A 22479-nucleotide genomic window follows, 5' to 3' on the forward strand; every position below is an offset into this window, starting at 1 on the left:
CGCACCGAACGCCACATTGGGTGCGTTCAACGCAACCAACGCCACATTGGGGCGCTTTAGGCCTCGTCGAGGCGGCGTTCCAGCGCGTCCAGCCGGTCCGACCAGAACCGGCGGTAGGGCGCCAGCCAGGCGTCGACCTCGGCCAGGGGCTCCGGGCGCAGGGCGTAGCACCGCTTCTGCGCCGCGACCCGGACCGTCACCAGCCCGGCTTCGCGCAGCACCCGCAGGTGCTTGGACACCGCGGGCTGGCTGAGCGCCAGCTCGTCGACCAGCTCGCCGACCGAGCGCTCGCCGTCGCGCAGCAGGTCTAGGATTGTCCGGCGCCGGGGTTCGGCGAGGACGTCGAAAGTCTGCATCACCCCTGAAATGTGCTCCGCCGGGCATATTCCTGTCAAGGAATGTGGATCTGCCATGGTCTGAACCATTGACCTAGTGGTCTAGTCCACTTACGGTGAGTGTGGTCCCCACCACTCCGGCACCGTCGCCGTGAGTAATTCCCGGGAGGGAGAACGCATGTCCCGTTTGCGCAGGAAGAGCTTCTCGGCCCTGCTGGCCGCGGCGGCCGCCGCGGGCCTCGTCGCGGGCGGCGCGACCGCCCCGGTGGCCGCCGCCGCGACCGAGAACGCCCAAGCCTCCGTCGGCAAGGTGGTCGGCTACTTCACCGAATGGGGGGTCTACGACCGCAACTACCACGTCAAGAACATCGAGACGTCGGGTTCGGCGAGCAAGCTGACCCACATCAACTACGCGTTCGGCAACGTGACGAACGGCGGCTGCGCGATCGGCGACGCCTACGCCGACTACCAGAAGACCTACGACGCCGCGGGCAGCGTCGACGGCGTCGCCGACACCTGGGACCAGCCCCTGGCCGGCAGCTTCAACCAGCTCAAGAAGCTCAAGGCCAAGCACCCCGGCCTGAAGGTCCTCTGGTCCTTCGGCGGCTGGACCTGGTCGGGCGGCTTCGCGCAGGCCGCGAAGAACCCGGCCGCGTTCGCGAACTCCTGCTACAACCTGGTCAACGACCCGCGCTGGGCCGGTGTCTTCGACGGCATCGACATCGACTGGGAGTACCCCAACGCCTGCGGCCTGAGCTGCGACACCAGCGGCGCGGCGGCGTTCAAGAACCTCGTGGCGGCCCTGCGCGCGAAGTTCGGCTCGAAGCTGGTCACCGCGGCGATCACTGCCGACGGCACCAGCGGCGGCAAGATCGACGCGGCCGACTACGGCGGCGCGGCGCAGTACGTCAACTGGTACAACGTGATGACCTACGACTACTTCGGCGCCTGGGCCGCGCAGGGCCCGACGGCTCCGCACTCGCCGCTCACCAGCTACGCGGGCATCCCGACCGCCGGCTTCTACTCCGACGCGGCGATCCAGAAGCTCAAGAGCAAGGGTGTCCCGGCGAGCAAGCTGCTGCTGGGCATCGGGTTCTACGGCCGCGGCTGGACCGGCGTCACGCAGAGCGCCCCGGGCGGCACCGCAACCGGCCCGGCGCCGGGCAAGTACGAGCAGGGCATCGAGGACTACAAGGTGCTCAAGACGTCCTGCCCGGCGACCGGCACGGTCGCGGGGACCGCGTACGCCAAGTGCGGCAGCAACTGGTGGAGCTACGACACCCCGGCGACCATCGCGGGCAAGATCTCCTACGCCAAGACCCAGGGCCTGGGCGGCGCGATGTTCTGGGAGCTCTCGGGCGACACCACGAACGGCGAACTGATCACCGCCGTCGCGAAGTGACGACCCCCGGTGCGGCCGGCCGCCGGCCGCACCGGGGCTCATACCGCCCCGCGGGTGGGTGCTCCGCCGTCGCGCGCAGCAGTTCGCCGAGCACCCCGATGTCCACATCGGACAGCCGCTTGAACCGGACGCAGCTCTTCCCGACCGAAACCTTCGGGCGGCCTCGCCCTGGGTTTCGGGGGCACGAGCCGACGTTCCGGCTGACCGGCGGCCGGACGGTCGCGTCCGCCGTCTTCGCGCCGGTCCCGCTCGAGCCCCGGACGTGCCGGACCCCGACGAGGCCGGAGTGGCGCACGCTGCGGGATCGGTGCGAGCAGGACGATCACCTCGTCGTGTCCGGCGCGGTGGTCCTCGTGCGGGAGTCGCCGGTGCCCCCGTTTATCGTCGTCGGCGTGAAGTTCAGCGGATTCGGCGAGTACGCCGTCGACTTCTTCGACGGCCTCGTGGAGGACAACTCCAAGCCCTACTGGGACGACCACGTCGAGACCTACAAGTCCGACGTCCGCGCGCCGATGGAAGCGCTGCTGGCCGAGCTCGCCCCCGAGTTCTCCGACGGCTTCGGCGAGCCCAAGGTGTTCCGCCCCTACCGCGACGTCCGCTTCGCCAAGGACAAGACGCCGTACAAGACCCACTGCGGCGGGGTGATCGAGCAGGGCCGCGGCGGCGGCGCCTACTACGTCGAGGTGGGCCCCGAGGGCCTGCGCGTCGGCGGCGGCTGCTTCTACCTCGCATCCGACCAGATCGCCCGGTTCCGCAAGGCGGTCGACACGGAGCTGCACGGCGAAGCGCTGCGGAAGATCCTCGCCAAGCTGGAGCGCACGGGCTGGGAGGTCAAGGGCGACCGCCTGAAGTCGAAGCCGCGCGGGTTCGCCGAGGACCACCCGCGCCTCGACCTGCTGCGCTACCGCTCGGTGTACGCCGTGCGCGGCTGGGAGCCCGACGACGTCCTGCACGAGCGGGGGGCCTTCGACCGCGTCCGCAAGGCCTGGCGGCAGCTGCGCGAGTTCAACGAGTGGGCCCGCGACCGGGTCGGCCCGAGTGAGCGGCCGCGTCGCTAGCGTGATCTGACGAGGCAGGTTCTGAACATCTTCTTGAACATTCGGGATCGGTACAGACGAACGCGCGAAGAGGGTCTACGCTATGTGGACGTGAGCCGACGCGCGAAGATCGTTTGTACCCTGGGCCCTGCCACCGCGACCCCGGAGAAGATGCGGGCCCTGGTGGATGCCGGCATGGACGTGGCCAGAATGAACTTCAGCCACGGCAGCCACAGCGACCACAAGCAGGTCTACGACCTGATCCGGGCCGCCGCCGCGGAGAGCGGGCGGGCGGTCGGCATCCTCGCCGACCTGCAGGGTCCGAAGATCCGCCTGGGCACCTTCGCCGGCGGGCCGGTCGAGTGGCACAACGGCGACATCGTCCGGATCACCGTCGAGGACGTCGCCGGCACCCACGACCGCGTCTCGACCACCTACAAGGGCCTGGCGAAGGACGCCAAGCCCGGCGACCGCCTGCTCGTCGACGACGGCAAGGTCGGCCTGGTGGTCAAGGGCGTCGAGGGCCCGGACGTCGTGTGCGAGGTCACCGAGGGCGGCCCGGTCAGCAACAACAAGGGCGTCTCGCTGCCCGGCATGGACGTCTCGGTGCCGGCGCTGTCCGACAAGGACATCGAGGACCTCGAGTTCGCGCTCGAGCTGGGCGTCGACTTCATCGCCCTGTCCTTCGTCCGCTCGCCGGCCGACATCGACCTGGTCCACCAGGTGATGGACCGGGTCGGCAAGGGCCGGCTGCCGGTCGTGGCCAAGATCGAGAAGCCCGAAGCCGTCTACAACCTCGAAGCCATCGTGCTGGCCTTCGACGCGGTGATGGTCGCCCGCGGCGACCTCGGCGTCGAGCTGCCGCTGGAGCAGGTCCCGCTGGTGCAGAAGCGCGCCATCCAGATCTGCCGCGAGAACGCGAAGCCGGTCATCGTCGCGACGCAGATGCTCGAGTCGATGATCAACAACTCCCGCCCGACCCGCGCGGAGGCGTCCGACGTCGCGAACGCGGTGCTCGACGGCACCGACGCGGTGATGCTGTCCGGCGAGACCAGCGTCGGCCGCTACCCGATCGAGACCGTGCAGACGATGGGCCGGATCATCGAGGCGGTCGAGACCGACTCGCCGATCGTGCCGCCGTTGTCGCACGTCCCGCGCACCAAGCGCGGCGTCATCTCCTACGCCGCCCGCGACATCGGCGAGCGGCTCAACGCGAAGGCCCTGGTCGCGTTCACCCAGTCCGGTGACACCGTGCGCCGCCTCGCGCGGCTGCACACCCGGCTGCCGCTGCTGGCGTTCACCCCCGAGGAGTGCGTGCGCAGCCAGCTGTCGATGACCTGGGGCACCAACACCCGGATCGTCCCGCAGGTCAGCTCCACCGACCAGATGATCCAGCAGGTCGACCACGCGATGCTGGAGATGGGCAAGTACCAGAAGGGCGACCTGGTCGTCATCGTGGCCGGTTCCCCGCCGGGCACCGTCGGGTCGACCAACCTGATCCGCGTGCACCGGCTCGGTGAAGACGACCACGCTTGAGAGACCGACCGCTCAGTATGCACGTATGGTCCTGACATGACTGAAATGGCCAGGACGGCCGCCACCGAACTGGAGCTCCCCGGTGGCGGCCAGCCGGTGCTCGACCGCCTGATCGCGCTGCTCGACCTCGAAAAGATCGAAGAGAACATCTTCCGCGGGGTCTCGCCGGCCCACTCGCCGGTGCGGGTGTTCGGCGGCCAGGTCGCCGGCCAGGCGCTGGTCGCGGCCGGGCGCACGGTCCCCGAGGAACGCCGGGTGCACTCGCTGCACGCGTACTTCATCCGCGGCGGCGACCCGAGCGTGCCGATCGTCTACGAGGTCGACCGGATCCGCGACGGCCGGTCGTTCACCACCCGCCGGGTGGTGGCGATCCAGCACGGCAAGGCGATCTTCTCGCTCTCGGCGTCGTTCCAGAAGGACGAACCGGGCATCGAGCACTCCGAGGTCATGCCGGAGGGCGTCCCGGCGCCGGAGACGCTGCCGACGCTGATGGAGCGCGCCGAAGGGTACGCGATCGGCGCGCACGCCCGGCCGCGGCCGATCGACCTGCGGTACGTCAACGAGCCGCCGTGGGTCACCCGGGAGACCGGTGAGCGGCCCGCGCGCAACCAGGTGTGGATGCGCGCCGACGGCAAACTGCCGGACCAGCAGCTGCTGCACGTCTGCGTGCTGACCTACGCCTCGGACATGACGCTGCTGGACTCGGTGCTCGCCCGCCACGGCGTCTACTGGGACACCGACAAGGTGCTCGGCGCCAGCCTCGACCACGCACTGTGGTTCCACCGGCCGTTCCGCGCGGACGAGTGGTTTCTCTACGACAGCGCCTCCCCGACGGCGTCCGGCGCCCGCGGCCTGGCCACCGGCCGGTTCTTCGCCCAGGACGGCACGCTGATCGCCACGGTCGTCCAAGAAGGACTCCTGCGCGTGTTGTGAGGTTCGCCGGGAAATCACCCTCACGGGCGACCAATTGCCCGAATATCCGTCCCCGGAATAGGGCATTCGACCCGGGTGAGGAGCCCGGGACCGATCGGGGGACAGCCCCGGACTCCTCCGTCCGATGATCGCGCGGCACTCCGCGCGGTCATCGTCTACCCTGCTCAGAGGCCGGTCTAAGCCACGGCTGGCCGACTGTCAGGCGCCCGACGCAGTGCAGGGTGCGAGGATACAAGAGCATTCTGCAAATTGCAGATCCGGCGCCGGAATCGACTCGTTGTTAATGCTCCACCGACTCCGCGCCCGGATGGTTGGATACAGGTAGCAGTCGACATCCGGAGGTGCCGCGATGGCAAGGGGACAGAGCCCCACAGTCCGCCGCCGGCGGCTGGCGGGGGAGTTGCGCCGGCTCCGCGAGGCCGCCGACCTCACCATCGACGAGGTGGGCGAGAAGCTCGAGTGCTCGGCGTCGAAGATCAGCCGCATCGAGACCGGCCACGTCGGCGTCACCCCGCGTGACGCCCGGGACATGCTCGCCCTCTACGGCATCACCGGCGACGAGCAGGAGGCGCTCGTCCAGCTGGCCAGGGAGGCCCGCAAGCGCGGCTGGTGGCACGCCTACAACGAGGTGTTCACCGGCACCTTCGTCGGGCTCGAAGCCGACGCCAGCTCGCTGCGCGCGTTCCAGGCCCTGCTGGTGCCCGGGCTGCTGCAGACCGAGCGGTACGCCCGCGCGGTGATCCGCGCGCTGCGGCCGGACGCCGAGGACGCCGAGATCCGCCGCCGCGTCGCCGCCCGGATGGCCCGGCAGGAGCTGCTGTCCGAGACCCCGCCGCCGGAGTACTGGGCGGTGATGGACGAAGCCGTGCTCCGCCGCGTGGTCGACAGCCCCGAAGTGATGGCCGAGCAGCTCTACCGGATGGTCGCCGTCGCCGAGAAGCCGAACGTGACCATCCAGGTCGTGCCGTTCGGGGCCGGCGCGCACCCCGGCATGGAAGGCCCCTTCCTCATCATGGGCTTTCCCGAGCAGGCCGACCCGGACGTCGTCTACGTCGACGACAGCACGTCCAGCGGTCTTTACCTGGAGGAACCCACAGACGTGCGGCGCTACGGGCTGATGTTCGACCATCTGCGCGCCGCCGCACTGAAACCGGACGACTCGGTGAACCTGATCGCCGAGGCGGCCGGACGGTTCGCCGAACAGGCGGCCGTACCGGGTCCGGTGCACCATCCGGAACCGAGGACACAGTAAGGGAGTGGGGACCATGGAAGCAGAACTCTCCGGGGCGCGGTGGCGCAAGAGCAGCCACAGCGGCGGCGGCAACGACTGCGTCGAGGTCGCGTTCGTCGAAGGCGGAGCCGCGGTGCGCGACTCGAAGGACCCCGAAGGGGGTGCGTTCCGCCTGCCCGCGTCGGGCTGGCGGGGGCTGCTGGCCGCGGTGCGGACCGGCGGCCCAGCACGCGACTGAGCCCTCTGAAGAAGACCCCTTACCCCCGCCGAGCTGGGCTCGACCGGGAGTAAGGGGTCTTTTCGCGGCCAGGCGTACGTGATCACCCGATGCCCGGGGCGGCACCTCAGGACGAATCTGAGTGCTACCAACCGCCAGGGACAGGGGAACGCGATGCACAGCGATCTGATGCTCGACGCAGTCCGGGCCGAAGCGGCCTACCGGGCCGAGGAACTGCGGAAGGCCGGGCGCAGCGCCTGGGCCGCCCGCGCCCGCCGCGTCGTCCGCCACGTGCGGGCCACGCGCACCGACGTCGACGTACCGAAGCAGGAGCGCCGGGAAGCCGCGCGGGCGACCGCCGAAACCGCCCGGTAAGGGGCGGCGAGATGGTGTCGATGGCGATAAGCGGTCGGAAACTGTCGGGGGTCTGAGCAACAATGCTCCTCGTGCCCCGACTCGGCTCCGGAATTCCGCTCGTCGCCCGTACCCACGAGATGCGGCGGCTCCGCGCCGCCTTCGCCAGGGCCGAACGTGGCGAAGCCGGCGCGGTGCTGCTCTCGGGGGACGCCGGGGTCGGCAAGACCCGGCTGCTGACCGCGCTCGCCGAGCACGTCGCCGGCGGCAGTGGGCTCGTGCTCACCGGCCGCTGCATCGACGTCCGCGAAGGCGGTCTTCCTTATCTTCCGTTCGCCGAGGCGCTCGCCCCGCTGGGCAGCGCGACGGATCCGGCGGTCGCCGCCGCGGTGCGGGCCCGGCCCGCCCTCGGGCGGCTGCTGCCGCAGGGGCAGGGCCTCGAGGAGCCCCGGGCGGCCGAACACCCGCCGATGACCTCCAACGACCGGGAAACCATGGTGCGGCCCCGGCCGGAGCAGGATCTCGGTCAGCTGCAGTTGTTCGACGCGGTACTGGGGGTGCTGACCGAGATAGCGCAGGCGCGCCCGGTGGTGATCCTCCTGGAGGATCTCCACTGGGCCGACGCCTCGACCCACAACCTGCTGTCCTTCCTGCTCAGCCGGCTGCGGGCGCAGCGGCTGCTGGTCGTGGGCAGCTACCGCGAGGAAGACGTCCACCGGCGGCACCCGCTGCGCGGCCTCCTCGCCGAACTGGTCCGGCTCGCCACGGTCGAGCGCGTCGACCTGCAGCCCTTCGGCGCGGCCGACGCCCGCCGGTTCGTCGAGGCGCTGGCCGACGAGCCGCTGCCGCCGGACGTCGTGGCCGACATCGTCAGCCGCTCCGAGGGCAACCCGTTCTTCGCCGAGGAGCTGCTCGCCACCAAGACCGAGTGCAACGACCTGCCCGCCGGGCTGGCCGAGGTGCTGCTGTCCCGGCTCGAGCGGCTCTCGCCGGACGCTCGGCGGGTCGCGCGGGTGATCTCGGTGGCCAACGAGCCGGTCATGCACGGCGCGCTCGCCGAAGTCTCCGCGCTGGGGGAACTCGAACTCGACGAGGCACTGCGCGAAGCCGTCCAGCACCACGTGCTGGTGGTGCTCTCGGACGGCTCGTACACGTTCCGGCACGCGTTGCTGCAGGAAGCGGTGTACGGCGACCTGCTGCCCGGGGAGCGGTCACGCACGCATGCGGCGTACGCGGCGCGGATCAAGGCGCGTCCTCAGGGGCGTGGCCATGACGCGAAGCTGGCCTACCACTCGATGCAGAGCAGCGATCTCGCCACCGCGTTGCCGGCGTTGCTGCGCGCGATGGACGAAGCCGAGAAGCTCGGCGCGCCCGGGTCGGCGCTGCAGCACGTCGAACAGGCGCTGTCCATCTGGGACGCCGTCACGCCGGCGGACCGGCCCGAAGGGGTCGACGAGCTGCAGCTGCTGTACGAAGCGTCGTACTTCGCGGGGACGTCCGGGGAGCCTGAGCGGGCCGCCGCGTTCGCCCGCTCCGCCACCCAGGCGCTGACCGGCGAGATCCCGAACGACCGGGCCGCGAAGGTGTGGCGGCGGTTGGCGGACGCTCTGCTGGCGTTGGAAGGCACCCTGGACGAGGCGGTCGCCGCCATCGACCGGGCCTGGGACCTGGTCAAGGACACCGAGCCCAGCTCCGCGCGCGCCTGGGTGCTCGCCAGCCGGGCCGGCTTTCTCCGGATCCTCGACCAGCCCGAGGCGGCGCTGGACAGCGCGCTCACCGCGGTCGCCGACGGGCAGGCCGTGGGCGCGACCGGAGCCGAGGCGTCCGCGCTGGTCACCCTGGGCACGCTGGCCGACTCGCGCGGCGATGCCGCCGAGGCCCGGGAGCGGCTGCGCCAGGCCCAGCGCAAGGCGCGTGAGGTCGGCGCGTACAACACCGAGATCCGCGCGACCTACTTCCTGGCGCTGAGCCACGACGACCAGGGCGACTTCGCCGCGGCGCTGGAGCACGCCTCCCACGGCGTCGCGCGGGCCGAGGAAGCCGGGCTGAGCTGGAGCGTCTACGGGCTCGAGCTGCGGGCGCGGCAGCTGATGCTGCGCTACCTGATGGGCGATTGGCCGGACGAGAGCGCCGGCCGCGCCGGGCGTGGGGTGTCCAGCGCGGTCGCCGCGCGGATCCTGGCCATCTGGTCGCTGTTCGTCGTCGCGCGCGGCCGGTTCGGCGAGGCCGAGAAGCTGCTGTCCGGGCTGCGGCAGCACTGGACGGCGGACATGCAGATCCCGCTGGCGGCCGGGGGCGCCGGCATCGAGCTGGCGTACTGGCGCGGTGACCACGCCGGCGCCGTGCGCCAGGCCGAAGACCTGATCGGCTGGCTGGAGCGGATCGAACCCGCCCTGCTGGCCGGCATCCGGGTCGCCGCGCTCGGCGTGTCCGCCGCGGCGAGGGTGGCCGCCGACGCCCGGCTCCACGGCGACCAGGCCGCCGCCGGAGCCGCGGTGGCGGCCGGCGAGCGGCTGCTGGCGCACGGCCGGATGTGCTCGGTCGCCGGCCAGCCGCGTTCGGGGACGCTCGGGCCGGAGGGCCGCGCCTGGCTGGCCCGCCTGGAGGCGGCGGCGACCTGCCTGTCCGGTCGCGGCGACGCGGACAGGTGGGCGGCCGCGGCGGAGGCGTTCGGCTACGGCGCCGTCTACGAGCAGGCGATCTGCCGCTGGCACGAGGCGGAAGCCCGGCTGGCGGCCGACTCCGACGCCGGCACGGCCCTGGAGGCAGCCCACGCGGTGGCGGTCCGGCTCGGCGCGATCCCGCTGCGCGACGCGGTCCGCGACCTGGCCCACCGCGCCCGCATCGAGCTGGACGGCGTCGAACCGGCACCCCCGGCCCGCACGGTCACCGACCCCCTGACCGACCGCGAGCGCGACGTCCTCGAGCGCGTCGCCCTCGGCCGCACGAACCGCCAGGTCGGCGAAGAGCTCTACATCAGCGAAAAAACGGTGAGCGTCCACCTTTCCCGCGTGATGGCGAAGCTCGGCGCAAGCCGCCGCGCGGAAGCCGTCGCCATCGCCTACGACCGAGGCCTCCTCACCGCCCCCACCGCCGAACACGCGTGACGGAAGCCGGAACTGACGTGATTGGAGCCGGAACTCACGTGATTGAGGCCGGAACTCGTGTGATTCGGGCCGTTACGGCTTCAATCACGCGAGTTCCGGCTCGGATCACGCGAGTTACGGGTCAGCGGGGGAGGCGGCGGAGGGCTTTGAGGCCGAACGTCATGCCTCGGGACCACAGCGAACCCGGGACAGCGCGGGGCGGGCGGAGGGCGAGGCCGCGCTGGAGCGCGATCGACTGGGACTCCGTGTACTTCAGCAGGCCCTCGGCGCCGTTGCGGCGGCCGACGCCGGAGTCCTTCATCCCGCCCATCGGGACGCCGACGCTGCCGAACGTCGCCGCGTAGCCTTCGTTCACGTTGACCGTCCCGGCCTTCAGCCGCGCCGCGACCTCCCAGCCCGCGCGGCCGTTGCGGGACCACACGCTGGCGTTGAGCCCGAACGGCGTGTCGTTGGCCCGCTCGATCGCGTCCGTGACGTCGGTGTAGCCGTAGATCGACACCACCGGCCCGAACGTCTCCTCCGCGAACGGCAGCATGTCCGGGGTGACGTCCGAGAGCACCGTCGGCTCGTAGAACAGCGGGCCGAGGTCGGGTCGCGCGCGGCCGCCGGTGAGCACCGACGCGCCCTTCGCGCGGGCGTCCTCGACGTGCGCCGACACCGCCGCGAGCTGGTCTTCCGACGTCAGCGAGCCCATCTGGGCGTGGTAGTCCAGCGCGCCGCCGAGCCGCACCCCCGCGGTCCGGGCGACGAACGCGCGGGTGAACTCGTCGCGGATGTCCTCGTGGACGTAGATCCGCTCGACCGACACGCACAGCTGCCCGGCCGAGGAGAAGCACGCCGTCACCGCGCCCGTCGCGGCCTTCGCGACATCGGCGTCGGGCAGCACGACCATCGGGTTCTTGCCGCCGAGCTCCAGCGAGTACGACGTCAGCCGCTTCGCCACCTGCCCGGCCAGCTCCTTGCCGGTCGGCGTGGACCCGGTGAAGCAGAGGTAGTCCGATTCCTCGACCAGCGCGGTGCCGATCTTCGAGCCCCGGCCGAGCACGATCTGCCAGGTCCCGGCGGGCAGCCCGGCCTCCTCGGCGAGCTCGTGCAGCCACAGCGCCGAAAGCGCGGTCTGGTTGTCCGGCTTCTGCACGACGGCGTTGCCCGCGGCCAGCGCCGGCAGGACGTCCATCGCGGTCAGGGCCAGGGGGTAGTTCCACGGCGAGATGATCCCGACGACGCCCTTGGGGTGCCGGACCTCGCCCGCGCGGGTCAGGCCGGGGATGACGCCGGCGACCCGGCGAGGCGCGAGGATCTTCGCCGCGTGCTTGCCGTAGTAGGCCGCCACCAGCGCGGTCGCGCTGACCTCGTCGAACGCGTCGAGCCGCGCCTTGCCGGCTTCGACCTGGACCAGGTCGAGCGCTTCGTCCTGCCGCGCGAGGACGAGGTCGTGCAGCCGGGTGAGGACGCGGGCGCGCTCGGCGGGGGAGCGGTCCGCCCACGGCCGCTGGGCCGCCCGGGCACCGTCGAACACCGCGCGGACGTCGGCGTCGGTGGCCTGCGGGAGGGTGGCGATCGGCAGCCCGGTGAAGGGCGCCCGCATCCGGATCGGCGCCGAGTCCGCGCCGCCCCGGACGCGGGCGACGAGCTCAGCCGCCCGCTTCGAGCTCGGCGCTCCGGCGACGCCGCCGATCGTCGGCGGCAGCGAGGTGTCTTCGACCGCGTTCGCGGGGGTCGTGCTGGTCATGACGTCTCCGTTCCGCGGAGTCCGCGCGACGTCGCGCGGAGGTTACCGACGAGTACACCATACCGTCGGTACGTCAGGTGTCCAGCGTGATGTGAATAAGATTCACGTATTAGGTGGGTTCAGCGGCGGCAGCTGGTAGTTCGGCTCGGTCGGTTCCTGCCGGTCCGGGTGCGGCTGCGCCTGGGTGACGCCGCCGTAGGGATCGTCGGGCTGCGGCGAGGGAGACGCCGAGCTGCCGTACGAGGGCGGTGGCTGCGGGCCGGTCTGCGGCGGGGCCTGCGCGGGGAACGGCTGCGACGGCGGATATCCCTGGTACGGCTGCGCGAACTGCGGCGGCACCGGGTACGGCCTCGACGGCTGCTGGTACGGCCCCGGTGGCGGCCCGGCCGGGGCCGCGGCGGCGGGGGCCTGCTGCCCGGCCAGTGCCGCGGACACCAGCGCCAGCAGGGCGACGATCCCGCCGCCGACCAGCAGCCAGAACCCGATCCCGGTCAGATAGTGGGACTTGACCGTCCCTTCGTCGGACTCGTAGCTCAACGTCGCCGAGACGTCCATGCCGAGCATCCACACCGCCGCCGTCACCCCGGCGGCGCCCGCCACCAGGGCCGTCCGCGCGGCCGAGCGCACACCGGGCTTCGCGGAGCGGCGCGCGCCGGCGAACGCCAGCCCGGCCCCGGCCAGCAGCACGACCGAGGCGGCGGTCAGCGGGATGCCGTACCGGGCGACGTGCGTCTGCTCGTAGAACTTCTTCGCCTCCTCGCCGGGTTCGACGGCGAACGAGCGCGACCAGGCGCTGATCGTCTGGCTGCTCTCGGTCTTGCCGTCCACCACCTGCTCGAACGACGTCTGCGGCAGGAACGACCCGGTGATCACCAGCGCCGCGGCGAGGATGCCGAGGATCGCGGCGAACAGCCGGAAGACGGCACCCGGATCGGCCGGCGGCTGCGCGGGCGGCGGGCCGTAGGGGTACGGGTACGGGGCGGCGGTCATCGGAACTCCCCTCGTTCGGAGGGGATTGGACCACGAAATCGCCTGCGGGATAAGGGGCAAAGCGCCCTGGTGGGGCCGCGCTGGTCAGCTCGGCGCAGCGGTGGCGTCCTGGTAGAGCAGGACGGCGATGCGCTTCCACTCGTCCAGGAGCTGCCGGCGCCGGTTCGGGTCGCCGCCGAGCTCGGCGTCCAGCGCCAGCCCGCGGGTGAGGTTCACGGTGAGCCAGAACAGCATTTCCGCGCGTTCCGGCGGGAGTTCGCCGGCGACCTGCGTGACGTGCTCGAGCGTGGCGCGGCCGAGCGCGCGGTCGACCGGGCGGATGGCCGCGCGCAGCTCGGGATCGGTGCGGGCGGCGACCCAGAGCTCGGTGACGGCGGTCGAGAGCGTGCCGGAGTAGCCGGCCCACAGCAGGTCGATGGCCGCGGCGACCCCGTTGCCGCCGCCGGGCAGCTCGTCCAGCGACGCCGCGAGCTGGCGGCGCAGCTTCGTCGTCAGGTGCTCGACCGCGGCCGCCATCAGCTCGGCCTTCGCGGTGAAGTGGTGCTGCACCGCGCCCTTCGACACACCCGCGCGGGCGCAGATCTCCGGCACCGACGTGCGCGCGTAGCCGAGCTCGACCAGGCAGTCGATGGTCGCGTCGAGCAGGGCGGTGCGGGTCTGCTCGCGCCGCTGCGCCTGGGTGCGGTGCGTCGTCTCGGTCACCGCGGCCTCCCACCTTTACCTACGGGCCGGTACGGATGTACATTCCGATCAGAACTTACATGCTGATCGGAATGTTTTCCAGCAGGAGGGTCCCGTGCCACTGCAACTGCCGAAGAGCTCGTGGAGCACGACCGAGCTCGACGACCTCCGCGAACTCGCGCGGTCCTTCCTGCAGAAGGAAGCCGTCCCGCACCAGGAGCGCTGGGCGGCGGAGAAGAAGGTCGACCGCGAGCTCTGGACGAAAGCGGGCGAGGTCGGCCTGCTCTGCCTGTCCATCCCCGAGGAGTACGGCGGCGGTGGCGGCACCTTCGCGCACGAAGCCGTCCTCTACGAAGAGCAGGCGCGGGCCGGGGACAGCGCGTGGGGCGTCACCGTCCACAACGGAATCGTCGCGCACTACCTGCTCGCCTACGCCTCGGACGAGAAGAAGCGCGAGTGGCTGCCGAAGCTGGCCAGCGGCGAGATGGTCGGCGCGATCGCGATGACCGAGCCCGGCACCGGCTCCGACCTGCAGGGCATCAAGACGCGCGCGGTCCGCGACGGCGACCACTACGTCATCAACGGCGCCAAGACCTTCATCACCAACGGCCTGCACGCCGACCTCGTCGTCGTCGCGGTGAAGACCGACCCGGACGCGGGCGCGCAGGGCGTCTCGCTGATCGTGGTCGAGACGGACACGCCGGGCTTCCGCCGCGGCCGCGTCCTCGACAAGGTGGGCCTCAAGGGCCAGGACACCGCGGAGCTGTTCTTCGACGACGTCCGCGTGCCGGCCGCCAACCTGCTCGGCGACGCCGAGGGCCAGGGCTTCTTCCAGCTGATGCTGCAGCTGCCCCAGGAACGGCTGATCATCGCCGTCACCGCGGTGGCCGGGCTGGAGGCGGCGGTCGACCTCACGCTCGAGTACACCAAGGAGCGCACCGCGTTCGGCCGGCCGATCTTCTCCTTCCAGAACACCAAGTTCACCCTCGCCGAGGCGGCGACCGAGGCCGCGGTGGCGCGCGCGTTCCTCGACCAGTGCATCGAACGCCACCTGCGCGGTGAACTGGACGTCCAGGGCGCGGCGATGGCGAAGCTGTGGACCACCGAGCGCGTCAACAAGGTGATCGACGACTGCGTGCAGCTCTTCGGCGGCTACGGCTACATGACCGAGTACCCGATCGCGCGTGCCTGGGCCGACGTCCGGATCTCCCGGATCTTCGGCGGCACCAGCGAAATCATGAAGGAAATCATCTCCCGCTCGCTCTGAAAGGGTCCCGCTCATGAAGGCAGGTCCGCTCGGCGGCCTGAAGGTGGTGGAGCTCGCGGGTCTCGCGCCCGGGCCCTTCGCCACGATGATCCTCGCCGACCTCGGCGCCGACGTCGTCCGCGTCGACCGCGCGCAGCCGGGGGAGGACGTGCTCGGCATCGGCACCGATCCGCTCGCCCGCGGCCGCCGGTCCGTCGGCATCAACACCAAGACGCCCGAAGGCGTCGCGCTGGTGCTGAAGCTGTGCGACACGGCCGACGTCCTCATCGAGGGCTTCCGGCCCGGTGTCGCCGAACGCATCGGGCTCGGCCCCGACGTCGTGCACGCCCGGAACCCGCGGCTGGTCTACGGCCGGATGACCGGCTGGGGTCAGGACGGGCCGCTGGCCACGGCGGCCGGGCACGACATCAACTACATCGGCATCGCCGGTGCGCTGGAGCCGATCGGGCGCGCGGGCGAGCGGCCGGTGCCGCCGCTCAACCTCGTCGGCGACTTCGGCGGCGGTGGCCTGCTGCTGGCGATGGGTGTCCTGGCCGCGCTGTACGAGCGGAACACGTCCGGCCGCGGCCAGGTCGTCGACGCGTCGATGGTCGACGGCGCGGCGCTGCTCACCACCAGCCTGCACGGCATCAAGGCGGCCGGGCTCTGGTCGGAGGAGCGTGGCGAGAACATGCTCGACGGCGGCGCGCCCTTCTACGACACGTACGAGACCGCGGACGGCAAGTACGTCGCCGTCGGCGCGATCGAGATGCGGTTCTGGGGCGAGCTGGTCAAGGTCCTGGAGCTGGACCCGGCGGAACTGCCGCTGCACATCGACAAGACGCAGTGGCCGCGGCTGCGCGAGATCGTCGCGGGCGCGATCGCCAAGCACACGCGCGACGAGCTCGTGGCGCGCGCGTCCGGCACCGACGCGTGCCTCACACCGGTGCTGTCGCCGTCGGAAGCGGCGTCGCACCCGCACAACGCGGCGCGCGGCACGTTCGTCGAGATCGGCGGCATGGTCCAGCCGGCGCCGGCCCCGCGGTTCGACCGGACCCCGCCGTCGACGCCGGAAGCCCCGCGCGCCAAGGGATCCGACACCGAAGCCGTGCTCGCCGAGCTGGGCGTCACCGACCTGGACGCCCTGCGTGCGGCGGGGGTGATCGCCTAGTTCTTCGCCAGGTCGGAGCGCACGACCGCGTAGATGACGTGGTCGCGCCACTCGCCGTCCCGGAAGCCGTAGCCGCGAAGCACGCCTTCGCGGGTGAAGCCGGCTTTCTCGAGCGAGCGCTGTTCGGCGCGGTTGCCGGTCTCGGTCGTCGCTTCGACCCGGTTGAGCTGGGTGTGGGCGAAGAGGTAGTCGACGAGCAGGCGCTGGGCCTCGGTGCCGTAGCCGTGGCCGCGTGCTTCCCGCGCCAGGACGAGGCCCATGTTCCAGCAGTAGGACGTCGGCCCGGTGCGGGTCCGGTGCCAGGAGACGAGCCCGAGGACGCGGCCGCCGAGCGTCGGCACGAGCATCCCGGTCTCGGCGGTGAGCATCCCGGTCTCCAGCCACCGGCGGCGCAGGTAGCCGGGATCGTGCCAGCCGAACCACTGGTGCTCCCCGGCGGCGACGGGATCGTTGGTCAGCTGTTCCAGCAGCCCGAGGTCGCTTTCGGCCACCGGCCGCAGCTCGACCCCGGCCCCGTCGTCATCCATCCGGCGACCTTATCGGCCGCTTGACCGGAACCGGCAAGCCCGAGCCGCCCGCATCGCCCGGTCGAAGCACCCCCGGTCACCCGGAGCCACCGCCCGCGGCAAGAGGCACCACCCGTGATCCGCGGGGGCATCACCCGTGATGCCCGCCGGGTCACGTGAAGGTGCCGTGGCGGCCTTCGCCGCCGGCGAAGCGGGCCGCGCCCTCGACCGCCTCCGCTGCCAGGGTGCCCGGGCCCATCGCCGTGGCGAACTCGGCTGCCAGCGCGTCCGGTTCGGACTCGCCCCACTGGGCCAGTGCCGAACGGCGGTCGCCGCGCAGGCAGGCCTGGGGGAACGCCGCCAGCCGGTGGGCCAGCTGCTGCGCCGCCGTCACCGCGTCGCCCGCGGGGACCAGCCGGTTGGCCAGGCCGATCTCGAAGGCTTCCGACGCGTCGACCGGCCGGCCCGTCAGGATCAGGTCCATCGCGCGGGACTGGCCGATCAGGCGCGGCAGGCGGACCGTCCCGCCGTCGATCAGCGGGACGCCCCAGCGGCGGCAGAACACGCCGAACACCGCCGTCGCGTCCGCGACCCGCAGGTCGCACCACAGCGCCAGCTCGAGCCCGCCCGCGACGGCCGGCCCGTGCACCGCCGCGATCACCGGCTTGCCGAGGGTCATCCGGGTCGGTCCCATCGGGCCGTCCCCGTCCGGGTGAGTGCGGTTCATCCGGTCGGTGCCGATCGCCTTGAGATCGGCTCCCGCGCAGAACGCGCCGCCGGCTCCGGTCAGCACCGCGACTGCCGCGTCCGGGTCGGCGTCGAACGCGCGGAAGGCGCCGGCCAGCTCCGCCGCCGTGGGCCCGTCGACGGCGTTGCGCGCCGCCGGGCGGTCGATGGTGATCGTCGTCACCGGGCCGTCCCGCTGCACCAGCACATTCGGAGACATCGCCGCTCCCGGGGTGATCGAGGTGTCTTCCACGCACGCCTTCCCTACAGTATTGGGGTGGCCACTCCCAGGACGGGGACGGCGAGCCGGGGAGGAAGCGCATGTCGGGCGGCGTCAAGAAGATCCTCATCGTGGGCGTGGTCGCGCTCGTGCTCTTCCTCCTGATCACCCAGCCCACCCAGTCCGCCGACTTCGTGCACCGCGTGCTCGGCTGGCTCAAGGACGGCGCCGAAGCGATCGTCACGTTCTTCCGGGCGCTCTTCTCCTGACCTGCTACTCCTCGGTACCGGGGCCGCCACGGGCGGTGCCGGTGACTACCGTGCGTGTTAACGGACGGTAAATCACCCAGTGTCACCAATCTCGGATTTCGGACTCGAACACTCGACCATCCGGGTGGATTGCGGCCGAAAACGCGCAGGTCGTCGAATTCGTACCACCCGGGGTCTGGCGAAGACGACCACCCCGGCCCTACGGTGCTCACATTGCGTGATCGGGTGGTTCGCCATCCCCCCGGAGAACCCCGGTACGCAGGCAGTTTCCACTCAGCAAGGTGCAGGTTGGTGCGTGCGGCACCACCGCGTGGGACAGGTGTCAGGGCCTGTCCGTCGGGGACCTACAAGGAGGCAGGGATGACCGGAGATCCCGGAGTGGACGCGTTGATCCGGCAGTGGGCCGCCGAGCGCGAGAGGACTCCCGAGGAGCAGGAGGTCGACCGCATCGCTTCCGCGTGGCTGGCCGACGCACCCGCGCAGGCCCCGGGCATCCCCGGCCAGCGCGCCCGGACCGGGCAGTCGCGGTTCGTCCCGGTGGAGTCGGCCGACCCCGGCTACCTCGCCGCGATGCGCAGCCGGCTGCCGGAGGTGCCCGAAGAACTCCTCACCGCCGCCGCGGGCTGGTGGCAGATGGTCGGCGGCGTCGCCGAGGCCGAGGAGTGGTGGGACGCCGGCATCAGCCCGCTCGACCAGCGGGCCCTCGACTACCGGGCGGCCGGTCTCGCGCCGTCCGACCTGAGCCGACGGCTCGGGCCGATGACCGTCCTGCAGCACCTGCGCCGCGGCAGCGCCCCGGCCTGGTGCGTCGCGCGCCTCGCGCGGCAGCAGAAATCCGCCTGACGAGACGTTTTCCACCCGGCCGGGTGACCCGGCGTGGTGAGACGATGGCGACGGCCCGCGTAACGCTAACCTGCGCGGGCTCGTTGACAGTTCGTCGACATCACGCTGGAGGACCGGAGTTTCGTGCGCACCAGGACCGGAAAGACCGAGGACGACCCGATCGGCGCTGATGCCGAGGAAGCCGTTCCCGCCCCACCGGCACCGCGCTCTCCGGGCGTGGCCGTGCTCACCCGGCTGCTCGTGGTCCTCGCCGTGCTGGCCGTGGCCGGCGGCGGGATCTGGCTGGTGACCCGCGCCTCGACGCCCGAGGCGAGCCCGACCACCACCGAAATCCCCGCGTTGCAGATCAAGGCGGCCGACGTCCGCCCGGGCTCGGTCGCCCCGGCCGGTGGTGCGGTGGCGGGCGGGGCCGAGCAGCAGACGTCGCCCCAGCAGGCGCAGAGCACGGGCCCGGCCACGCTTTCCCAGTGGGCGGCCCAGGTCGCGGCGGCCACCGGCGTCCCGGCGCGGGCCCTGCAGGCGTACGGCAACGCCGAGCTGGCGCTGCGCGCGGACCAGCCGGGCTGCAAGATCTCGTGGGCCACGCTCGCGGGCATCGGCCGCATCGAGTCCAACCACGGCCAGTACGCGGGCGCGGTCCTCGGCGGGGACGGCCGCCCGTCCAAGCCGATCATCGGCGTCCCGCTCGACGGCTCGGCGGGCGTCCAGGCCATCGGCGACACCGACGGCGGCCGCTACGACGGCGACGCCGGGGTCGACCGGGCGGTGGGCCCGATGCAGTTCATCCCCGGAACGTGGCGCAAGTGGGCCTCGGACGGCAACGGCGACGGCCTCGGCGACCCCCAGCAGATCGACGATGCCGCCCTGGCCGCGGCGCGGTACCTGTGCGCGGGCGGGCGGGACATGGCCGCTCCGAGCGGGTGGTGGGCGGGGATCCTGTCGTACAACAACTCGACGGAGTACGCGCAGAAGGTGTTCGGGCTGGCGGACGGGTACGCGAAGGCCGCTCAGGCGGCGCGCAAGCAGGGCTGAGAGCCCGGCCACCTCGTCCGCGACCGCGCGTCGTCTCTCAGCAGGCCAGTGCTAGCGTCGAAGCGTGCCAGCCTCCGAGACCGCCTCCCCCTGGGGACGCCGGATCGCGATCGTCGCGGCCTGCCTGGTGAGCCTGCTCGTCTGCTGCGGGCTCGCCTGGTGGCAGTGGGACCGCTTCACGTCGGCGAACGGCACCTTCCAGAACCTCGGCTACGTCCTGCAGTGGCCGCTGTTCGGGCTCTTCCCCGCCTTCATGTTCTGGCGGATCCGCCGGCTCCGGCTGAAGGCCGAAGCCGACGGCACCGCGGACGAGACGCCGAAGGCCGCGGTGAAACCCGAGGTGCCCGCTCCGCGTCCCCGCCCGGACACCAAGCTCACGGACGAGGACGAGGAGCTGGCCGCGTACAACCGTTACCTTCGCGAGCTGCATGCTCGCGACGGGCAGACCGCAGAGTGAGGACGACCCCGATGACCACCAGCACCGAAGGCGCCCGGACAGCCGTGCCGCTCGCCGGCCCCCTGGCCCGGTTCCGCACCGCCGCCTACGTCACCGGTGTCGGCCTGCTCGGCCTGTGCTTCGTCATGGTGCTGCGCTACGGCTTCGACAACCCGACGCCGTCCGCGGTCTACTCGCCGATCCACGGCGTCCTCTACATGATCTACCTGGTGCTCACCATCGACCTGGCGATCAAGGCCCGCTGGTCGATCAAGGGCACCGTGCTCGTGCTGCTGGCCGGCTGCGTCCCGTTCGTCTCGTTCCTCGTCGAGCGCCGGGTGACGCACAAGGTCAAGGCCGGGCAGAAGCTGTAACCCGGCGGAACGTCAGCGCCACCAGCACCGAGCCGGCCGCGACCAGGGCGGCCGTCGCGAACGCCGCCGTCATGCCGTCGACCGTGAGCTGAGCTCCGGTCGTGCCCGCCGAGCGGGTGACCGAGCCGAACACCGTGATCAGGATGCCCAGCCCGAGCGTGCTGCCGACCTGCTGCATCGTCTGCAGCACGCCGCCCGCGGCGCCCGCGTCCTCGGCCGGCACGGTGGCCATCACGATCACGTTCAGCGGCGCGAACGCCAGCCCGACGCCGAGCCCCACCAGTAGCAGCGGGCCCAGCAGCGCCGGGAAGTACGCGCTCCCGGTGGTGAGCAGGGCGAGCCAGCCGACGCCGGCGACGATCAGCAGGGATCCGGTGATCGTCAGCGGCTTCGGCCCGTAGCGGGGGAGCAGCCGCGGCACGAGCCGGCTCATCGTGAAGATCAGCGCCGCCATCGGGAGGAACGCGAACCCGGTGGCCAGCGCGGCGTAGTGCCGGATGTCCTGCATGAACTGCGTCAGGAAGAAGAACATCGACATCATCGCCATCGGGCCGAGGAAGAAGTTCACGTAGGCCGCGCTGCGGTTGCGGTCGGCGAACAGCCGCAGCGGGACCAGCGGCGTGGCCGTGCGGGCTTCGATGGCGACGAACCCGGCGAGCAGGGCCAGGCCGCCGGCGAGCGAGCCGAGCGTCACCGCGTTGCCCCAGCCGTCGGACGCGGCGTGGGTGAAGGCGAACACCAGCGCCCCGACGCCGAGGGTGCCGGTGACCGCGCCCGGCAGGTCCAGGGGGGCGCGACGGCGTTCGGGTTCGGCCACGAACCGCGGGGCGAGCAGGGCGATCGCCAGTCCGAACGGGACGTTGATGAACAGCGCCGCGCGCCACGAGATCCACTCCGTCAGCAGGCCGCCGACGATCAGGCCGATCGCGAAGCCGCCGCTCGACATCGCCGAGAACAGCGCCAGCGCGCGGACGCGGGCCTTGGCTTCGGTGAACGTCGTCGTGATCAGCGCCAGGGTGCTCGGACCGGCCATGGCGGCGCCGACGCCCTGCAGCGCGCGGGCGGCGATGAGCAGCGCGGCCGAGTCGGCGAGGCCGCCGGCCAGCGAGGCCACCGTGAAAACGGCGGTGCCCGCGACGAACATCCGCCGCCGTCCGAACAGGTCACCGGCCCGGCCGCCGAGCAGCAGCAGGCCGCCGAAGACCAGGCTGTAGGCCGTCATCACCCAGGACAGGCCGGTGGGGGTGAAGCCGAGGTCGGCCTGGATGCGCGGGAGCGCGACGTTGATCACCGTCGCATCGAGGACGAGCATGAGCTGGCAGGTCAGGATGATCGCGAGGACCAGCCCGCGGTGCCGGGGCGGCGCCGGCGTGGGCGCGCGGTCGAGCGTCTGGTGCGACAAGGGATACTCCCCCAAGGAGTAAGAGAAGAAGCGGAGAGGTTCTCCACTTGGGTGCGATCCGATAATATGGAGAGCGTCTCCGGATGCGCAAGTGAATTCGGAGAATCTCTCCGGTTAAGTGGCGAGGAGGCCGGGATGCCCGAGGCGGGTGAGCGTCCGATGCGGGCGGACGCGCGACGCAACTACGAGCGCATCGTCGCGACGGCGAAGGACCTCTTCACCACCCACGGCGCCGACGTGCCGCTGGACGACGTCGCCAAGAAGGCCGGCGTCGGCGCGGGCACCCTCTACCGGCACTTCCCGACCCGGGAGAAGCTGTTCGAAGCGGTCTACCGCGAGGAGATCACGGTGCTCGCCGACCGCGCCTTCGTCCTGCACGACGAGCTGCCGCCGTGGGAGGCGCTGGAAGCGTGGCTGCTCGCCCAGGTGACCTGGGTCGTCGAGCGGCACAAGCTGGCGACGATCCTCAAGGAGTCCATCGACTCCGGCTCGGAGACCTTCCAGTACTGCCAGAAGCGGCTTCGCGAAGCGACCGGAGTGCTCGTCGAAGCCGCGCAGGAGGCCGGGCTGGTCCGCCCGGACGTCGTCGGCGCGGACGTCCTGCGGCTCGGCCACGGCGCCGGGATGGCGGTGCGCAACTGCAGCCCGGAGGACGGCAAGCGCGTGCTGAACGTGATCCTGGACGGCCTGCGCGCCTGA

23 protein-coding genes are annotated in these 22479 nt (G+C 71.8%); 16 read left to right on the top strand and 7 right to left on the bottom strand.

The features are described from left to right. Positions 1–56 precede the first annotated feature (56 nt). Complete coding sequence (locus ACWEVN_RS17695) at positions 57–356, bottom strand: ArsR/SmtB family transcription factor (RefSeq protein ID WP_452051951.1); 300 nt, start codon at positions 354–356, stop codon at positions 57–59. Between the two features lie 157 nt (positions 357–513). Between ACWEVN_RS17695 and ACWEVN_RS17700 the strand changes: the two genes are divergently transcribed. From ACWEVN_RS17700 to ACWEVN_RS17735, 8 genes are all read left to right on the top strand, one after another. Then, entirely contained in the window at positions 514–1737 is a 1224-nt protein-coding gene (locus ACWEVN_RS17700) for a glycoside hydrolase family 18 protein (protein ID WP_452051936.1), read from the top strand. Between the two features lie 392 nt (positions 1738–2129). After that, complete coding sequence (locus ACWEVN_RS17705) at positions 2130–2795, top strand: DUF2461 domain-containing protein (RefSeq protein WP_310976319.1); 666 nt, start codon at positions 2130–2132, stop codon at positions 2793–2795. A 90-nt stretch (positions 2796–2885) separates the two neighbouring features. Next, positions 2886–4310: a pyruvate kinase gene (pyk, locus tag ACWEVN_RS17710; protein ID WP_449683167.1), complete on the top strand. Its 1425-nt coding sequence runs from the start codon at positions 2886–2888 to the stop codon at positions 4308–4310. 36 nt (positions 4311–4346) lie between these two features. After that, positions 4347–5243 carry an acyl-CoA thioesterase II gene (gene tesB, locus ACWEVN_RS17715; protein WP_452051937.1) on the top strand — a complete coding sequence of 299 codons (897 nt, stop codon included), beginning with the start codon at positions 4347–4349 and terminating at the stop codon, positions 5241–5243. Positions 5244–5592: 349 nt separating this feature from the next. Beyond that, positions 5593–6495 (top strand): helix-turn-helix domain-containing protein, encoded by a 903-nt coding sequence (locus ACWEVN_RS17720; protein WP_449683165.1) that lies wholly within the window; start codon positions 5593–5595, stop codon positions 6493–6495. A gap of 13 nt (positions 6496–6508) precedes the next feature. After that, on the top strand, positions 6509–6712 hold the full coding sequence (locus ACWEVN_RS17725; protein WP_310976315.1) for a DUF397 domain-containing protein: 204 nt from the start codon (positions 6509–6511) through the stop codon (positions 6710–6712). 153 nt (positions 6713–6865) lie between these two features. Further along, positions 6866–7066, top strand: a complete 201-nt coding sequence (locus ACWEVN_RS17730) for a hypothetical protein (protein ID WP_449683164.1) — start codon at positions 6866–6868, stop codon at positions 7064–7066. Positions 7067–7128: 62 nt separating this feature from the next. Continuing rightward, positions 7129–10152, top strand: coding sequence for a helix-turn-helix transcriptional regulator (locus tag ACWEVN_RS17735; protein WP_452051938.1), 3024 nt, complete (start codon positions 7129–7131; stop codon positions 10150–10152). Positions 10153–10273: 121 nt separating this feature from the next. Here ACWEVN_RS17735 and ACWEVN_RS17740 read toward each other — a convergent pair whose 3' ends face one another. The 3 genes from ACWEVN_RS17740 to ACWEVN_RS17750 form a co-directional block, all read right to left on the bottom strand. Further along, on the bottom strand, positions 10274–11884 hold the full coding sequence (locus ACWEVN_RS17740) for a succinic semialdehyde dehydrogenase (RefSeq protein ID WP_452051939.1): 1611 nt from the start codon (positions 11882–11884) through the stop codon (positions 10274–10276). Between the two features lie 102 nt (positions 11885–11986). Next, positions 11987–12874, bottom strand: a complete 888-nt coding sequence (locus ACWEVN_RS17745) for a hypothetical protein (RefSeq protein WP_452051940.1) — start codon at positions 12872–12874, stop codon at positions 11987–11989. Between the two features lie 84 nt (positions 12875–12958). Continuing rightward, a complete protein-coding gene (locus ACWEVN_RS17750) occupies positions 12959–13576 on the bottom strand; it encodes a TetR/AcrR family transcriptional regulator (protein ID WP_452051941.1) in 618 nt (205 codons plus the stop codon). Between the two features lie 94 nt (positions 13577–13670). On the opposite strand from ACWEVN_RS17750, the gene ACWEVN_RS17755 reads away from it, so the two are divergent. Together ACWEVN_RS17755 and ACWEVN_RS17760 are read left to right on the top strand one after the other, a co-directional pair. Next, positions 13671–14822, top strand: a complete 1152-nt coding sequence (locus tag ACWEVN_RS17755) for an acyl-CoA dehydrogenase family protein (RefSeq protein WP_452051942.1) — start codon at positions 13671–13673, stop codon at positions 14820–14822. A 13-nt stretch (positions 14823–14835) separates the two neighbouring features. Next, on the top strand, positions 14836–15972 hold the full coding sequence (locus tag ACWEVN_RS17760) for a CaiB/BaiF CoA transferase family protein (protein WP_452051943.1): 1137 nt from the start codon (positions 14836–14838) through the stop codon (positions 15970–15972). Here the strand turns inward: ACWEVN_RS17760 and ACWEVN_RS17765 are convergent. Next, positions 15969–16499 (bottom strand): GNAT family N-acetyltransferase, encoded by a 531-nt coding sequence (locus ACWEVN_RS17765; RefSeq protein ID WP_452051944.1) that lies wholly within the window; start codon positions 16497–16499, stop codon positions 15969–15971. The genes ACWEVN_RS17760 and ACWEVN_RS17765 overlap by 4 nt on opposite strands. 151 nt (positions 16500–16650) lie before the next feature. After that, a complete protein-coding gene (locus tag ACWEVN_RS17770; protein ID WP_452051945.1) occupies positions 16651–17424 on the bottom strand; it encodes a crotonase/enoyl-CoA hydratase family protein in 774 nt (257 codons plus the stop codon). Between the two features lie 101 nt (positions 17425–17525). On the opposite strand from ACWEVN_RS17770, the gene ACWEVN_RS17775 reads away from it, so the two are divergent. From ACWEVN_RS17775 to ACWEVN_RS17795, 5 genes are all read left to right on the top strand, one after another. Then, positions 17526–17693, top strand: a complete 168-nt coding sequence (locus ACWEVN_RS17775; protein WP_014466828.1) for a hypothetical protein — start codon at positions 17526–17528, stop codon at positions 17691–17693. 360 nt (positions 17694–18053) lie between these two features. Then, entirely contained in the window at positions 18054–18536 is a 483-nt protein-coding gene (locus ACWEVN_RS17780) for a hypothetical protein (RefSeq protein WP_013224355.1), read from the top strand. A 123-nt stretch (positions 18537–18659) separates the two neighbouring features. Next, positions 18660–19568, top strand: a complete 909-nt coding sequence (locus ACWEVN_RS17785; protein WP_449683155.1) for a lytic transglycosylase domain-containing protein — start codon at positions 18660–18662, stop codon at positions 19566–19568. A 64-nt stretch (positions 19569–19632) separates the two neighbouring features. After that, positions 19633–20025, top strand: a complete 393-nt coding sequence (locus ACWEVN_RS17790; RefSeq protein ID WP_449683154.1) for a hypothetical protein — start codon at positions 19633–19635, stop codon at positions 20023–20025. An 11-nt stretch (positions 20026–20036) separates the two neighbouring features. Continuing rightward, the gene (locus tag ACWEVN_RS17795) at positions 20037–20378 is read left to right on the top strand and encodes a DUF3817 domain-containing protein (RefSeq protein ID WP_043783479.1); all 342 of its coding nucleotides are present in this window, start codon (positions 20037–20039) and stop codon (positions 20376–20378) included. Here the strand turns inward: ACWEVN_RS17795 and ACWEVN_RS17800 are convergent. Beyond that, positions 20356–21780 (bottom strand): MFS transporter, encoded by a 1425-nt coding sequence (locus tag ACWEVN_RS17800; RefSeq protein ID WP_449683153.1) that lies wholly within the window; start codon positions 21778–21780, stop codon positions 20356–20358. The genes ACWEVN_RS17795 and ACWEVN_RS17800 overlap by 23 nt on opposite strands. A 135-nt stretch (positions 21781–21915) precedes the next feature. On the opposite strand from ACWEVN_RS17800, the gene ACWEVN_RS17805 reads away from it, so the two are divergent. Then, entirely contained in the window at positions 21916–22479 is a 564-nt protein-coding gene (locus ACWEVN_RS17805) for a TetR/AcrR family transcriptional regulator (RefSeq protein ID WP_310974780.1), read from the top strand.

Source organism: Amycolatopsis sp. NPDC003861, assembly GCF_053605405.1.

Coding starts and splice junctions, on each gene's coding strand:
- ACWEVN_RS17695 (WP_452051951.1), bottom strand. CDS start 356: ATGCAGACTTTCGACGTCCTCGCCGAACCCCGGCGCCGGACAATCCTA.
- ACWEVN_RS17700 (WP_452051936.1), top strand. CDS start 514: ATGTCCCGTTTGCGCAGGAAGAGCTTCTCGGCCCTGCTGGCCGCGGCG.
- tesB (WP_452051937.1), top strand. CDS start 4,347: ATGACTGAAATGGCCAGGACGGCCGCCACCGAACTGGAGCTCCCCGGT.
- ACWEVN_RS17720 (WP_449683165.1), top strand. CDS start 5,593: ATGGCAAGGGGACAGAGCCCCACAGTCCGCCGCCGGCGGCTGGCGGGG.
- ACWEVN_RS17725 (WP_310976315.1), top strand. CDS start 6,509: ATGGAAGCAGAACTCTCCGGGGCGCGGTGGCGCAAGAGCAGCCACAGC.
- ACWEVN_RS17730 (WP_449683164.1), top strand. CDS start 6,866: ATGCACAGCGATCTGATGCTCGACGCAGTCCGGGCCGAAGCGGCCTAC.
- ACWEVN_RS17735 (WP_452051938.1), top strand. CDS start 7,129: ATGCTCCTCGTGCCCCGACTCGGCTCCGGAATTCCGCTCGTCGCCCGT.
- ACWEVN_RS17740 (WP_452051939.1), bottom strand. CDS start 11,884: ATGACCAGCACGACCCCCGCGAACGCGGTCGAAGACACCTCGCTGCCG.
- ACWEVN_RS17745 (WP_452051940.1), bottom strand. CDS start 12,874: ATGACCGCCGCCCCGTACCCGTACCCCTACGGCCCGCCGCCCGCGCAG.
- ACWEVN_RS17760 (WP_452051943.1), top strand. CDS start 14,836: ATGAAGGCAGGTCCGCTCGGCGGCCTGAAGGTGGTGGAGCTCGCGGGT.
- ACWEVN_RS17765 (WP_452051944.1), bottom strand. CDS start 16,499: ATGGATGACGACGGGGCCGGGGTCGAGCTGCGGCCGGTGGCCGAAAGC.
- ACWEVN_RS17770 (WP_452051945.1), bottom strand. CDS start 17,424: ATGTCTCCGAATGTGCTGGTGCAGCGGGACGGCCCGGTGACGACGATC.
- ACWEVN_RS17775 (WP_014466828.1), top strand. CDS start 17,526: ATGTCGGGCGGCGTCAAGAAGATCCTCATCGTGGGCGTGGTCGCGCTC.
- ACWEVN_RS17780 (WP_013224355.1), top strand. CDS start 18,054: ATGACCGGAGATCCCGGAGTGGACGCGTTGATCCGGCAGTGGGCCGCC.
- ACWEVN_RS17795 (WP_043783479.1), top strand. CDS start 20,037: ATGACCACCAGCACCGAAGGCGCCCGGACAGCCGTGCCGCTCGCCGGC.
- ACWEVN_RS17805 (WP_310974780.1), top strand. CDS start 21,916: ATGCCCGAGGCGGGTGAGCGTCCGATGCGGGCGGACGCGCGACGCAAC.